Source organism: Paenibacillus sp. FSL K6-2524, from assembly GCF_038005525.1.
Taxonomy (GTDB): Bacteria; Bacillota; Bacilli; order Paenibacillales; family Paenibacillaceae; genus Fontibacillus; species Fontibacillus anaericanus.
Map to the genome: position 1 here is coordinate 4,548,891 of NZ_JBBOSP010000001.1, position 12,415 is coordinate 4,561,305.

A 12,415-nucleotide genomic window follows, 5' to 3' on the forward strand; every position below is an offset into this window, starting at 1 on the left:
CTTTAGACGCTCCCGGGTTACCAGGTAAACCGGTTGGATAGATCTGCTTTTCGTACGCACCCTGGATGACTACGGGGAATGAGCCGCTTGTCGCCCCCTGGGGGCACGCTCTACTATGTGGTGCTCCTGCATCTTTACAACAGAAACACCGGAAATTTTGTTGCGCTCTCCTCTTCGAGGATACGCTTGCTCCACATCTTACAACAACAAGGATTTCAGCCCTCTTGGGGGCGAAATCCTTGTTGTTCAATATTAAGCCGTGACGTTAGCCACGTCGTCAAGGACGCGGACTAATTTGCCTTGGCATAGGTTCACTCCCGCCTCAGTCAACTGGACACGGCACAATTTGCCGGTCAGGTTGTCGGGGGCATCGAAGCGAACTTGTAGGTAGTTATCACTGAAGCCAGTTACCCGACCTTCACCGGAAAGACCCTTTTCATCACGTTCTGGAATGACATCCAGCACTTGACCCACAAAAGTCTCTGCATAGGCAAGTTGCATACGCTCGGATAGATCGATCAATTGATGAACACGTGCATGCTTTACTTCTTCATCCACTTGATCTTCCATACGCGCTGCCGGAGTACCTGTGCGTTGGGAATAAGGGAATACATGCATTTCAGAGAAGCCGATTCGTTTGATCGCCTCATATCCCTCGGCGAACATTTCATCAGTTTCACCAGGGAAACCAACGATGATGTCAGTTGTAATTGCAACATCAGGCATAAAGGACCGGATCTTGGCAATTTTTTGTTCAAATTCTTCTATCGTGTACTTCCGTCTCATCCGTTTCAGCACTTCATTGCTACCCGCTTGAAGTGGGATATGGAAGTGGCGGCACATTTTAGCGGAACCATTAAGTACCTCAAGCATACGATCATCGATCTGACTAGCTTCGATCGAACTGATTCGTATACGACCCAAGCCTTCTACCTTATCGAGATCCCATAGCAGATCAGATAAGGCATAGTTGTCCAGATCATCACCATAACCGCCTGTATGAATTCCGGTTAGGACGATTTCTTTGTAACCTGCAGCAACTAATTGACGTGCCTGATTTACAACGCTTTGTGGATCACGGCTACGGGATAGACCACGCGACCATGGAATAATACAGAAGGTACAGAAGTTGTTACAGCCTTCTTGAATTTTGAGAAACCCCCGTGTGTGATCGGAGAAGTTTGGTACATCCAACTCTTCAAACTCTCGGGTTTTCATTATATTCCGTACCGCATTAATTGGCTGACGTTGCTTCTGAATTTGTTCTACATACGGCATAATTTTCTCGCGATCCTGCGTTCCGATCACGAGATCTACACCCGGGATGTCTAGGATTTCAGCAGGCGAAGTTTGTGCATAACAACCCGTAACAGCGATAATAGCATTCGGATTGCGACGCACTGCGCGCCTAATAATCTGACGGCTCTTCTTGTCCCCAGTATTAGTTACTGTACAAGTATTAATCAAATACACATCAGCCGTCTGCTCGAAATCTACTTGTTCATAGCCTTCATTTTTAAACAGTTGCCAGATGGCTTCCGTATCATAGAAATTGACCTTGCAGCCCAAGGTATAAAATGCAACGGATGGCATCTCATACTCCCCCCATTTCTCCTGATTCATACATGATGCAAGTTAAGGCGGCCATCGCGGCTGTTTCAGTCCGCAACACACGCCGTCCAAGACCAACTGATATCGCACCTACAGCTTCAGCACTAGTCACTTCAGCCTCAGCAAATCCACCCTCAGGACCCACAACAACAAGTATTTTGTACTTTTGCTGGGATTCTAATTTCATAACAAAAGGACTCAGCACATCCCTCAATTGCTGACCCTGTTCTTTTTCATAACACAAACATACCAAGTCGTATGCAGGAATAGCCGCTAGTAGCTCTTTCCAAGATGTAGGGTTCTCCACGACTGGAATTAAACTACGATGAGCCTGCTCAGCCGCTTCTTTGGCAATTTTGCGCCAACGCGTTGTACGCTTCTCTTCCTTCTTATGATCGTATTGAACCACGGTCCGCTCCGACAGAAAAGGAAGGAATGAAGCCGCACCTATCTCCGTACATTTCTGAATGACCGTTTCCATCTTGTCACCCTTAGGTAAACTCTGAGCCACAGTAACCTGTAGCCACGGCTCGCCCGAGGAACTCATGAGCTCGATTATATCAGCAGTCACTTCCTCTGATTCAATACCTGTAATCTCCACCAACGCAACTTTGGATACCCCATCGCTAACGATGATTTCATCACCCGGTTTTGAGCGCATGACCTTGCTAATATGGCGGACATCCTCACCGATAATTTTCACTGACTGTTCCCCGAAATGTTCAGGTTCAATAAAATAACGTTGCATATGTCATCAATCCTTGTCTCAAATTACCAAAATACATCATACAACTTTTATATTTCGCTTACCAGTACTTCTTCTAAGCCCAATAGTTCTTCTAAGCTCCAAACAACACAAGGAAAAATCTAGCGAAGGACAAATACATCGATCGTGCCGCTTGGTAAAGTGGTGTGATCGTATACCTTTGCAACGGTGGAACGACTATGAGTAACAAGAAGATAAACATGGACCATTGTTCAAACTTCTTAAACGAGCCAAGCATAGACCGTGGCAGCAGATCTTCCAAAATCCGATACCCATCCAGCGGAGGCAATGGAATAAGATTAAATAGGAATAAGAAAAAGTTCATCAAAGTAAATAAACCAAAGAACATTTTGATTGCTTCCAGTAGTTTATCGTTAGTAATCGCATCTATCACGCCAAATTGAACTAACATAACATAGATCAATGTACCGAGTACCCCTAGTACTAGATTACTAAGCGGTCCAGCGACAGAGACGATAACCCCCATCAACCTAGGCTTACTGAAATTGGCCCGATTAACAGGTACCGGTCTTGCCCAACCAAATCCAGCAATCAATAGTAGGATTATTCCCAATAGATCAAAATGAACCGTCGGATTTAGTGTTACCCGGCCAAGCATCTTGGCCGTTGGGTCACCGAACTTATTAGCGAAATAAGCATGGGAGAACTCATGCACTGTAAAAGCAATAACTAAAGTGGTCAAATAGAATGGAAGTTGCTCAATTGGATATCGCAGCAACTGATTTAGAAACTCCATGGAAAATTACCTCTTTCTAGCCACGAAAGCAATCCAGTCTTCTTCACGAGCAGTCTCCTCAATTTCGAAGCCCGCCGCTAGAAGTCCTTCCCTCACGACTTGTTCTTTATTCTTATATATACCGGACGCAATAAAGTATCCTCCCGGTTGTAACGCCTGATAGACATCATCAGGAAACAACAGAATAACTTCTGCCAGTATGTTGGCTACAACCACCCGGACAGGTACTGTAATGCCAAGCTCAAGTCCTACTCCTTTGGTGATAACTGACAGTAAATCACTTTCGACTACCGTAATTTTTTCCTCTAGGTTGTTTAATGTAACATTTTCTCCCGCGATGGTTACTGCAACTGGATCTAAGTCAAGCGCAAGCACACGAGAAGCCCCCAATAGACATGCACCGATCGCCAGAATACCCGAACCTGTTCCGACATCGATCACATCATCCCCGTCATGAATAATACCCTCTAGTGCCCGAAGGCAGAGCGTTGTGGTAGGGTGTGTTCCCGTTCCGAAGGCCATACCGGGATCCAGTTCTATGATCTTCTCATCCGCATTCTGAGGCGTATACTCTTCCCAGGTTGGTTTGATGGTCAACTGACTAGATACACGGAGCGGTTTGAAATATTGCTTCCAATTGTTAGCCCAATCATCATCATTTACATCTTTCACTGAAATGATTATGCTACCCGGATCGATATCAAACTCTCGCAATTCCTCGGACCGCTGACTTACTTCCTTAATCACGGCCTCCATATCAATTCCTTCAGGAAAATAGCCGCTAAGCCAGACCTCTCCTTCTGGAATATCATTCGGTGGTATGTCGTAAAATTCTCCAAGGGATGTGTCCCGTGGTTTATTGTTATCAACAGGTTCTTCAATGGTAACGCCTCCTGCACCAGCTTCATGCAGAAAGTTAGAGATCATCTCCATTGCTTGCTCCGTCGTATGTATCTTCATCTCTCTCCAAATCATCTCTTTGTCTTCCTCCTCAGCAATTCTTGCATAAGATCCATTGTACTATAGAATACATGTAGTGACAAAAAAGCCGCGTAGGCGGCTTTTAATGAGATAATGTACACAACATAGGTCAGCCATTACGTCAGCAAATAGCTCAGTAAAAAAGCTCCTCAGCTACATAAGTCCCCCAGCCTCCTCAATGAATTGCAGAGCCTGATGATGAACCTCCTCGTCTACTACGGCAGTCAGCAAAATATCATGACCCGTAGGTCCACCTTGTCCGCCATGACTCATGCCGCTATTTGCCGGATCTGCAGCAGCTAGAATCTCTGCGCCTGGGATTCCAATACTAGTCTGCTGTAAAAAGGTTGCCGCTAAACCACTCCCGCTACCTGCGATAGAATTCATTACATCATAACCTTCTTCAGGATATCGACTGAAACGGTCAATGGATACATCGATTGCACGAAGCGAATTCAGTTTACCTGCAACAACTTCCGCTTCCTCCGGACTTCTGAAATACGCCAGAATATTTTTCTCACCCATCTAAATCCTTCCCTTCCTTCATATAAGGATAAAATAGAGGCTGCCATATAGCAGTTCCTTGAACTTTTAGCATGTAATTTAACTCTCCACATTATTCAAAATAATAATCAATAATTGCGGCTCAAAACCATAATTAGTGCTTGGAATCATGTAGATCGAAGCGAAGAGGACTAAATTGTTCTGGAGAAGCTAAAAGCTTCCCTTGGGAAGCTACCTCGGAAGCATAAGCTGCGTTCGCCTAAAAGCTTTCAGCAGGAAAGCTACTTCGGAAGCCTATGCTTTGCCATCGGATTTCTACCCAATATGCGGTTAAATAATCAGGAAATCTGAGGGCAACAGCGATCGTAAGAATAATTCGTCATCGTAGCGGCTATCTACGCTCCTGTTTTCAAGCACTAGTCTTAGGTATGAGCTAAAATTGCGATATAAAAAATTTGAAACTATTTGTCCTATTTCCCGTAATACTCAAATAGACACAGACACATACTCTAGGAGGGTTTTATTCAGCATGATGAAAAGAATATTTATGATTATGATGGCCTTCACCTTGATCTTGTCCTTCACTTCCACTGATGTGACAGATGCGAAAAGAAGAGGCGGAGGATTCAAATCGGGGCCAAGTAGTTCATTTACGAACCCCAACAAATCAAAGACTACTGACATACAGAAATCGGATACTACTTCAAACAACAAATCAACAACAGGAACATCAACAGGGGCAGCTAATAAAGGAAGAGGATTCTTTAGCGGTGGCGGACTGATGAAAGGTCTTATGATCGGTGGGCTTGCAGGGATGCTCTTCGGAGGTATGTTTGGTGGAATGGGCTTCTTGGGTAACGTACTAGGAATGCTTGTTAACCTCTTCGCTATCTTCTTGATTATCATGGTAGTAGTTGCTTTATATCGCCGCTTCAAAAACCAACCAAGACGACCAAAACGAATTAACTAACACATATACAATAAGCGATAAAGAACAAGCCGACATCAACATGATGTCGGCTTGTTTTATTTTAGTATAATATCTGTCTTATTTCAGTCAATCTCCACGAAACGCTCGCTTTACCCGATCAAAGAACGATTGTTCATGCTCATGAGTATGTTCTCCATCCATTGCTGCGATCTGACGCATGAGATCCTTTTGCTCATCACTCAACTTGCTTGGCGTAACCACCACTACCTTGATGTGTTGATCGCCTTGGCCAATACCACGAAGCCGCGGAACACCTTTGCCTTTGAGACGGAAATAGGTGCCCGTTTGTGTACCAGCTGGTACCTTAAGCTTGACCTTCTCAGTCAGAGTCGGTATTTCTATCTCATCACCAAGCGCTGCTTGAGCAAAGGTCAAAGGAACTTCACAATAGATGTCGTCGCCTTCACGCTGGAAGAAATCATGAGTTTTCACACGGATGATGATGTAGAGATCACCCGCCGGACCACCACGAAGACCACCTTCACCTTCACCTGTCATGCGAAGCTGTGCACCATCATCCACACCCGCAGGAATGCGTACATGGATTTTACGTTGCTTCTTCACGCTACCATTACCATGACAAGTTCCGCATTTTTCTTTGATGATTTGTCCCTTACCACCGCAATTGTTACATGCACGGCGGTTCACCATACGACCGAATGGAGTATTTTGTACGACTTCTTGTTGACCGGAACCATGACAGACCGAGCACTTCTCCGGTTTCGTTCCTGGTTTCGCTCCAGATCCAAAACAAGTATCGCAACTCTCAGTCCGTGGAATCGTAATATCAGTCTCTTTACCGAACACGGCTTCTTTAAACTCAACAGTCATCGTATATTGTAGATCGTTCCCCCGTTGTGGACCGTTTGGATCGCGTCTACCACCGCCTCCACCACCGAAGAACATATCAAAGATATCGCCAAATCCGCCGAAATCTCCGCCACCGGAGAATCCACCTTGGTTCGGATCAACATGTCCATACTGGTCATATCTTGCACGTTGCCCAGAATCGCTTAACACATCATAGGCTTCTTTAACTTCTTTAAATTTCGATTCAGCATCAGCCGCTTTATTTACGTCTGGGTGATACTGACGGGCCATCTTACGATAAGCCTTCTTAATCTCTTCATCAGAAGCATTCTTACCAAGGCCCAACACCTCGTAATAATCGCGTTTCTCAGCCACTCTTCCACCCCCGTTATATCCTTTGTGACCTGCCGAATGAGTTACTCCCATAACCCGGCAAAAGGAAAGTCAAAGCGCGGAGTGTCCCGCACTTTGACCTTCCCGGTTCACCAAAGCTTATTCAGAAATTAACGTACCCGTGACAGGGAATTAATCCTGTTTCTTATCCTCGTCAACAACTTCGTATTCAGCATCTACGACATTATCTTTGTTTGGACCTGCAGTATTACCTTCAGCTCCGCCAGCTTCAGCTTGACCAGCTTGTGCAGCCTGCTCATACAATTTAACGGAGAGCTGTTGTACGATTTCAGTCAACTTCTCTGAAGCCGCGTTGATTTCTTCCAAATTATCGCCTTCCAAAGCTTTCTTCAGCTCTTCCTTCGCTTCATTAGCTTTTTCAGTTTCGGAAGCATCCACTTTATCGCCAAGATCCTTAATAGTTTTATCTACGCTATAGATAAGTTGGTCGGCATTATTCTTCGCTTCAACCATCTCTTTACGTTTCTTGTCTTCGTCAGCATGAAGTTCAGCATCCTTCATCATGCGCTCAACTTCTTCATCACTAAGACCGCTGGAAGAAGTGATCGTAATCTTCTGACTCTTACCTGTACCTTTATCTGTAGCCGCCACGTTAACAATACCGTTAGCATCAATATCAAAGGTAACTTCAATTTGTGGAACACCACGTGGTGCGAGAGGAATATCGCCCAACATGAAACGTCCTAATGTTTTGTTGCCTGCAGCCATTTCGCGTTCACCTTGAAGCACGTGAATTTCTACGCTTGGCTGATTATCTGCATATGTGGAATATACTTGTGATTTACTTGTAGGGATCGTAGTGTTACGCTCGATCATTTTTGTAAATACGCCACCAGCTGTTTCGATACCAAGTGATAGTGGTGTAACGTCTAGAAGGACAACGTCTTTCACATCACCAGTTAATACGCCCGCTTGAACAGCAGCGCCTAGAGCAACAACTTCATCTGGATTTACGCCTTTGTGTGGATCTTTCCCAGTCAATTTCTTAATCGCATCTTGTACTGCAGGAATCCGTGTGGATCCACCAACAAGAACGATTCGATCGATTTCAGCAGGTGTTAAGCCGGAATCGCTCAGTGCCTGGCGAGTAGGTCCCAGTGTACGTTCTACTAAACCAGCAGTCAATTCATCGAATTTGGCACGAGTCAAGTTAATTTCCAAGTGCTGAGGTACGCCATCAGCAACTGTGATAAACGGAAGGGAAATTGTCGTAGTAAGTACGCCAGACAATTCTTTCTTCGCTTTCTCAGCAGCATCTTTCAAACGTTGTACAGCAGCTTTGTCTTTGCTTAGATCGATACCTTGATCTTTTTTGAACTCAGCTACCAAATAATCCATAACAACTTGGTCGAAGTCATCTCCGCCTAGTTTGTTATCTCCACTTGTCGCTTTAACTTCAAAGAAGCCGTCGCCAAGTTCAAGGATAGATACGTCAAACGTACCACCACCAAGGTCATATACAAGAATCGTTTGATCTTCTGATTTCTCAAGACCATAAGCCAGTGCCGCAGCTGTTGGCTCGTTGACAATACGTAGTACTTCAAGACCAGCGATTTTACCAGCATCTTTAGTTGCTTGACGTTGGCTATCGTTGAAATACGCTGGAACTGTAATAACCGCTTGGGACACGGTTTGTCCTAGATATGCCTCTGCATCAGCTTTCAACTTTTGCAGAATGATAGCGGAAATTTCTTGAGGAGTATAATCTTTACCATCCACAGTTTCTTTATGGTTTGTACCAATATGTCTCTTAATGGAACTAATCGTGCGATCCGGATTAGTGATAGCTTGACGTTTTGCAGTTTCACCTACAACGCGTTCACCGTCTTTTTTGAAACCTACGATTGAAGGGGTTGTACGTGCGCCCTCTGGATTCGGAATAACGACAGCCTCGCCGCCTTCCATAACTGCTACGCAAGAGTTGGTTGTTCCAAGGTCAATACCGATTACTTTACTCATTTGGAATATATCCTCCTTTAATGTGTTTGTTCTATGTGTAGCTCTTTGACAAAATTCCGTGCTATTGGCTAACTTTAACCATCGCCGGACGAAGAACTTTATCTTTTAGAAGGTAACCCTTCTGAACTTCCTCAACTACAATGCCTTCTTCATACTCATCGGATTCCACTTGCATGATCGCTTGATGATACTCTGGATTAAACGGTTCACCCACTGATTTCATCGGCTTCAAGCCTTCGGAGCCTAGTACATCCTCCAATTGGCGGAATATCATCTCTACACCTTTAACAAAAGCTGAGTTATCGGTACTATCACTGCCAGTGGCAAGTGCTCTTTCAAAATTGTCTATGACCGGAATAAGCTGAGTGATCAATACGCTTGATGCATATTTGGCCAACTCTTCCTTCTCCTTCACAGTACGACGACGGAAGTTATCATAATCAGCTTGAACGCGAAGTACACGTTGTTGAGATTCTTCATTCTCTAACCGAAGCTTCTCCACCTCAGCGGATGCATCCTCAATCGTTTGCTCCTCAGTAGCAGGATTTTCTTCTACTTCATTTTGTAGTTCTTGTTCAGTTTGTTCTTGATGCATGTTATCATTCACGTTAGAATCTTCCCCTAAATTAGAATTCATTTGATCTTGAACTGGTTCTTTTTTCTTCAAGATACTCACCTCCTTAACATACGATAATCCCATTAATTCATTCAGATTAATGCCCTCGTGACAAGAGTTTTGTTAAGTCTTTGGATAAAACATCCAATATCAACATCACTCGTGCATACTCCATCCTCGTTGGTCCCAAAATACCGATCGTCCCGACTGCTTGACCTTCAATAGCATAAGTAGCTGTTATAAGGCTACAACTGGAAAAGGCTTCATGATCGTTCTCCATACCGATACGGACCTGAATCCCGGAGCCCGTTGATGCAGAAGTCATCATCTTGAGTAACGTAGGAGTTTCCTCCAACAGATCCAATATGCTTTTCACTTTGTCAACATCCCTAAATTCAGGTTGAGTCAGCATATTTGTCGTCCCGCTGAGGAACAGTCTTTGACTATCTGTTCCATCACTGTCCAACACTTCGCTCAGCATATTCATCAGACCTTCAAAATGATTGATGTGTCTTTGCATTTCTTGCCCAATTTCATTGTGCAGAGCAGATTTCAGCTTATATATAGGTACCCCAGTCAATTTGCGATTAAGCAGATTGACGACCTTCTCCATTTCCGAAACCGAAACACCGGCTGGAATGGTGACCGTCTTATTCTCCACCTGGCCCGTATTCGTCACGACGATCGCCACAGCCGTATTCTCGTTCAAAGGAATCAACTCGAAATGGCGCAACGATGTATGAAAAACCTCTGGACCCAGCAAGATGGATGTGTAATTGGTCATTTGGGACAATATCGTGCCTGCATGCTGGACAACCTCTTCAATTGCGTTAAGCTTCTCCGCGAAAGACGTCTTTAATGTGACGAGTTCCTCGGGAGTAAGCAGATTGAACGGAGACATGTGATCCACATAGTATCGGTAACCCTTGTGGGAAGGTATGCGGCCTGCAGAAGTGTGAGGTTGTTCCAGAAAACCCAGTTCCTCTAAGTCCGCCATTTCATTACGAATGGTAGCTGGACTATAGCCGACATCTCCACGTTTGGAAATACTTCGGGATCCTACAGGTTCCGCAGAACGAATATAATCGTCTACTATTGCAGTAAGAATCATTCTTTGGCGTTCGGTCAACATCATTATCCCTCCTAAAGGCCTTAAGCCGATTATTTAGCACTCATGCCTAACGAGTGCTAATCACTAATACAAAAATACCAAACCGACCTGACGATTGTCAAGTCAGTCCAGTATCTTAAGGACAGCTATTTCATCACAGCAATGCTGTTTTGCACAGTTTACGCAGTCGGTCCAAACTTTCTCAGGGAAAATATCTTTCTCAACGACCGTGAATCCATTTTTCAGAAAAAACGAAACTTCATAGGTCAACGCCATTACTTTAGGGATTTTCTGATTTCTTGCTTCCTCTATTAATAGGTCAACAAGCATAGAACCAAGCCCACGCCCCTTGTGCCCTTCAGAAATGCCTAATGAACGTATTTCTACCAGTTCATCTCCTAGCCTGCACAATGATCCACAGCCTACGACTACGCCCTCAACTTCTGTGACAACAAAATCAGAGATCTGCCGTTCCAGTAATTGACGCGAACGTGGAAGCATGATTCCACGACGAGCATAATCTTCTATCATTATATAAAGAGGCTCTACGTCCTCAAGTCTCGCTTTTCTGCATACAATCACGGCCGGAGTCCCCATTTTATTCCTCCCAATTTCAAACTAATACGAATAAATATACATTATGTTGTATAGATAATCAAGGGAGTAAAACAATTAATTTTATACCGTCAGTATGCCAATAAACTCTGCGAACACTTCATTACCGAACAAGATTCCCTTCTCACTGAGGCGATACCCGCCCCCGTCCGTGTGTCTTTCCAATAAGCCCGCATCTAGCATTTTATCGAGTGGCTTCTCAAAGACTTCCTCAATCGACTTTTTAAATTGTGAAGTAAAGTCAGCGCTTCGAATTCCCTCTAGTACCCTGAGACCAACCATGACGAAATCTTCCATAGCTTCCTCTTCTGAAACCATAAATTGCTGCATACGAGGTAGTCCTGCCTTAGTTGCTTCAACATAAGGGTTAACACCTTTGATATTCACATGACGCTGCCGGCCTACATATCCATGTGCCCCCGCACCAAGTCCATAATAATCCTCATTACGCCAATAGGTGATGTTATGACGACTTTGCATTCCTGGCTTAGCAAAATTACTAATCTCATATTGGTTACGACCTGCGGCACTCATCCGCTTCATGAGTAGCAGATACATTTGAAGCTCGTCTTCTTCTGTTGGGAGAGGTAATTGGTTCTTGTTAAACATCGTATGGAACAACGTATTCTCTTCAACTTTGAGGCTATAGATAGAATAGTGGGGCAAATCTAATTCGAGTGCCTTGGTGATACTCTCATCCAACATTTCTACGCTTTGATTTGGTAATCCAAACATAAGGTCGATGGATAAATTATTCAGACCCACCTTCTGCGCATTCTCCAAACTACGGTATACATCATCTGTATTATGGATTCGTCCGATTCCTGATAACAATTCATTCTGAAACGCCTGAACACCAAAGCTAACTCGGTTAACGCCGCCATCTTTCATAACTGCTAATTTCTCGAGATCTGTCGTGCCAGGATTAGCTTCCATTGAAAATTCAATATCCGATGACCAATTACCAAAATGCTTCCGCACCGAACTGAGGAAATAATCCATTTCCTGCGGATTTAGTACCGTCGGCGTTCCACCGCCTACAAAAATACTTTTAATCTGAGCTGGTGGTGTGTCCCGCACGGTCATCTCCATCTCAAGATCCAACGCTCGCAAATAATCCATCACCGGTTGATCCTTCAGCACATAAGAGTTGAAATCACAGTAAAAGCATTTATTCGTGCAAAACGGAATGTGTATATATACCGCACTAGGAGCTGCACTCCCTGTTTGGCGGTTATCCGGCATTGCCTGCCCATCCTTGTTTAACATTTGGTCCACGG

General features: G+C 44.3%; 12 protein-coding genes. 1 reads left to right on the top strand and 11 read right to left on the bottom strand.

The window, feature by feature from the left end:
* Positions 1-252 precede the first annotated feature (252 nt).
* The 5 genes from mtaB to NST85_RS21325 all read right to left on the bottom strand — a co-directional run bounded on the left by mtaB (position 253) and on the right by NST85_RS21325 (position 4,640).
* Positions 253-1,593, bottom strand: a complete 1,341-nt coding sequence (gene mtaB, locus NST85_RS21305; RefSeq protein WP_307399306.1) for a tRNA (N(6)-L-threonylcarbamoyladenosine(37)-C(2))-methylthiotransferase MtaB — start codon at positions 1,591-1,593, stop codon at positions 253-255.
* Position 1,594: 1 nt separating this feature from the next.
* Positions 1,595-2,359 (bottom strand): RsmE family RNA methyltransferase, encoded by a 765-nt coding sequence (locus tag NST85_RS21310; RefSeq protein WP_341190325.1) that lies wholly within the window; start codon positions 2,357-2,359, stop codon positions 1,595-1,597.
* A gap of 91 nt (positions 2,360-2,450) precedes the next feature.
* On the bottom strand, positions 2,451-3,134 hold the full coding sequence (locus NST85_RS21315; RefSeq protein ID WP_127192279.1) for a site-2 protease family protein: 684 nt from the start codon (positions 3,132-3,134) through the stop codon (positions 2,451-2,453).
* A gap of 6 nt (positions 3,135-3,140) precedes the next feature.
* Positions 3,141-4,109, bottom strand: a complete 969-nt coding sequence (gene prmA / locus NST85_RS21320; protein WP_307399301.1) for a 50S ribosomal protein L11 methyltransferase — start codon at positions 4,107-4,109, stop codon at positions 3,141-3,143.
* Between the two features lie 159 nt (positions 4,110-4,268).
* The gene (locus NST85_RS21325; protein WP_127192277.1) at positions 4,269-4,640 is read right to left on the bottom strand and encodes a hypothetical protein; all 372 of its coding nucleotides are present in this window, start codon (positions 4,638-4,640) and stop codon (positions 4,269-4,271) included.
* 508 nt (positions 4,641-5,148) lie between these two features.
* Here NST85_RS21325 and NST85_RS21330 point away from each other — a divergent pair.
* On the top strand, positions 5,149-5,589 hold the full coding sequence (locus tag NST85_RS21330; protein ID WP_127192276.1) for a hypothetical protein: 441 nt from the start codon (positions 5,149-5,151) through the stop codon (positions 5,587-5,589).
* 87 nt (positions 5,590-5,676) lie between these two features.
* Here NST85_RS21330 and dnaJ read toward each other — a convergent pair whose 3' ends face one another.
* From dnaJ to hemW, 6 genes are all read right to left on the bottom strand, one after another.
* Positions 5,677-6,795 carry a molecular chaperone DnaJ gene (gene dnaJ / locus NST85_RS21335; protein WP_127192275.1) on the bottom strand — a complete coding sequence of 373 codons (1,119 nt, stop codon included), beginning with the start codon at positions 6,793-6,795 and terminating at the stop codon, positions 5,677-5,679.
* 150 nt (positions 6,796-6,945) lie between these two features.
* On the bottom strand, positions 6,946-8,793 hold the full coding sequence (dnaK, locus tag NST85_RS21340) for a molecular chaperone DnaK (protein ID WP_127192274.1): 1,848 nt from the start codon (positions 8,791-8,793) through the stop codon (positions 6,946-6,948).
* Between the two features lie 61 nt (positions 8,794-8,854).
* Positions 8,855-9,460 (bottom strand): nucleotide exchange factor GrpE, encoded by a 606-nt coding sequence (gene grpE, locus NST85_RS21345; RefSeq protein WP_246054054.1) that lies wholly within the window; start codon positions 9,458-9,460, stop codon positions 8,855-8,857.
* A 46-nt stretch (positions 9,461-9,506) separates the two neighbouring features.
* A complete protein-coding gene (gene hrcA / locus NST85_RS21350) occupies positions 9,507-10,541 on the bottom strand; it encodes a heat-inducible transcriptional repressor HrcA (protein ID WP_127192338.1) in 1,035 nt (344 codons plus the stop codon).
* 102 nt (positions 10,542-10,643) lie between these two features.
* On the bottom strand, positions 10,644-11,117 hold the full coding sequence (locus NST85_RS21355; RefSeq protein WP_127192273.1) for an N-acetyltransferase: 474 nt from the start codon (positions 11,115-11,117) through the stop codon (positions 10,644-10,646).
* Positions 11,118-11,198: 81 nt separating this feature from the next.
* Positions 11,199-12,380: a radical SAM family heme chaperone HemW gene (gene hemW / locus NST85_RS21360; RefSeq protein ID WP_341191147.1), complete on the bottom strand. Its 1,182-nt coding sequence runs from the start codon at positions 12,378-12,380 to the stop codon at positions 11,199-11,201.
* Between the last annotated feature and the right edge of the window lie 35 nt (positions 12,381-12,415).

What these genes read in the sequence shown, in the direction of transcription:
- mtaB (WP_307399306.1), bottom strand. Translation starts at nt 1,593, where the DNA reads ATGCCATCCGTTGCATTTTATACCTTGGGCTGCAAGGTCAATTTCTAT.
- NST85_RS21310 (WP_341190325.1), bottom strand. Translation starts at nt 2,359, where the DNA reads ATGCAACGTTATTTTATTGAACCTGAACATTTCGGGGAACAGTCAGTG.
- NST85_RS21315 (WP_127192279.1), bottom strand. Translation starts at nt 3,134, where the DNA reads ATGGAGTTTCTAAATCAGTTGCTGCGATATCCAATTGAGCAACTTCCA.
- prmA (WP_307399301.1), bottom strand. Translation starts at nt 4,109, where the DNA reads ATGATTTGGAGAGAGATGAAGATACATACGACGGAGCAAGCAATGGAG.
- NST85_RS21325 (WP_127192277.1), bottom strand. Translation starts at nt 4,640, where the DNA reads ATGGGTGAGAAAAATATTCTGGCGTATTTCAGAAGTCCGGAGGAAGCG.
- NST85_RS21330 (WP_127192276.1), top strand. Translation starts at nt 5,149, where the DNA reads ATGATGAAAAGAATATTTATGATTATGATGGCCTTCACCTTGATCTTG.
- dnaK (WP_127192274.1), bottom strand. Translation starts at nt 8,793, where the DNA reads ATGAGTAAAGTAATCGGTATTGACCTTGGAACAACCAACTCTTGCGTA.
- hrcA (WP_127192338.1), bottom strand. Translation starts at nt 10,541, where the DNA reads ATGTTGACCGAACGCCAAAGAATGATTCTTACTGCAATAGTAGACGAT.
- NST85_RS21355 (WP_127192273.1), bottom strand. Translation starts at nt 11,117, where the DNA reads ATGGGGACTCCGGCCGTGATTGTATGCAGAAAAGCGAGACTTGAGGAC.
- hemW (WP_341191147.1), bottom strand. Translation starts at nt 12,380, where the DNA reads ATGCCGGATAACCGCCAAACAGGGAGTGCAGCTCCTAGTGCGGTATAT.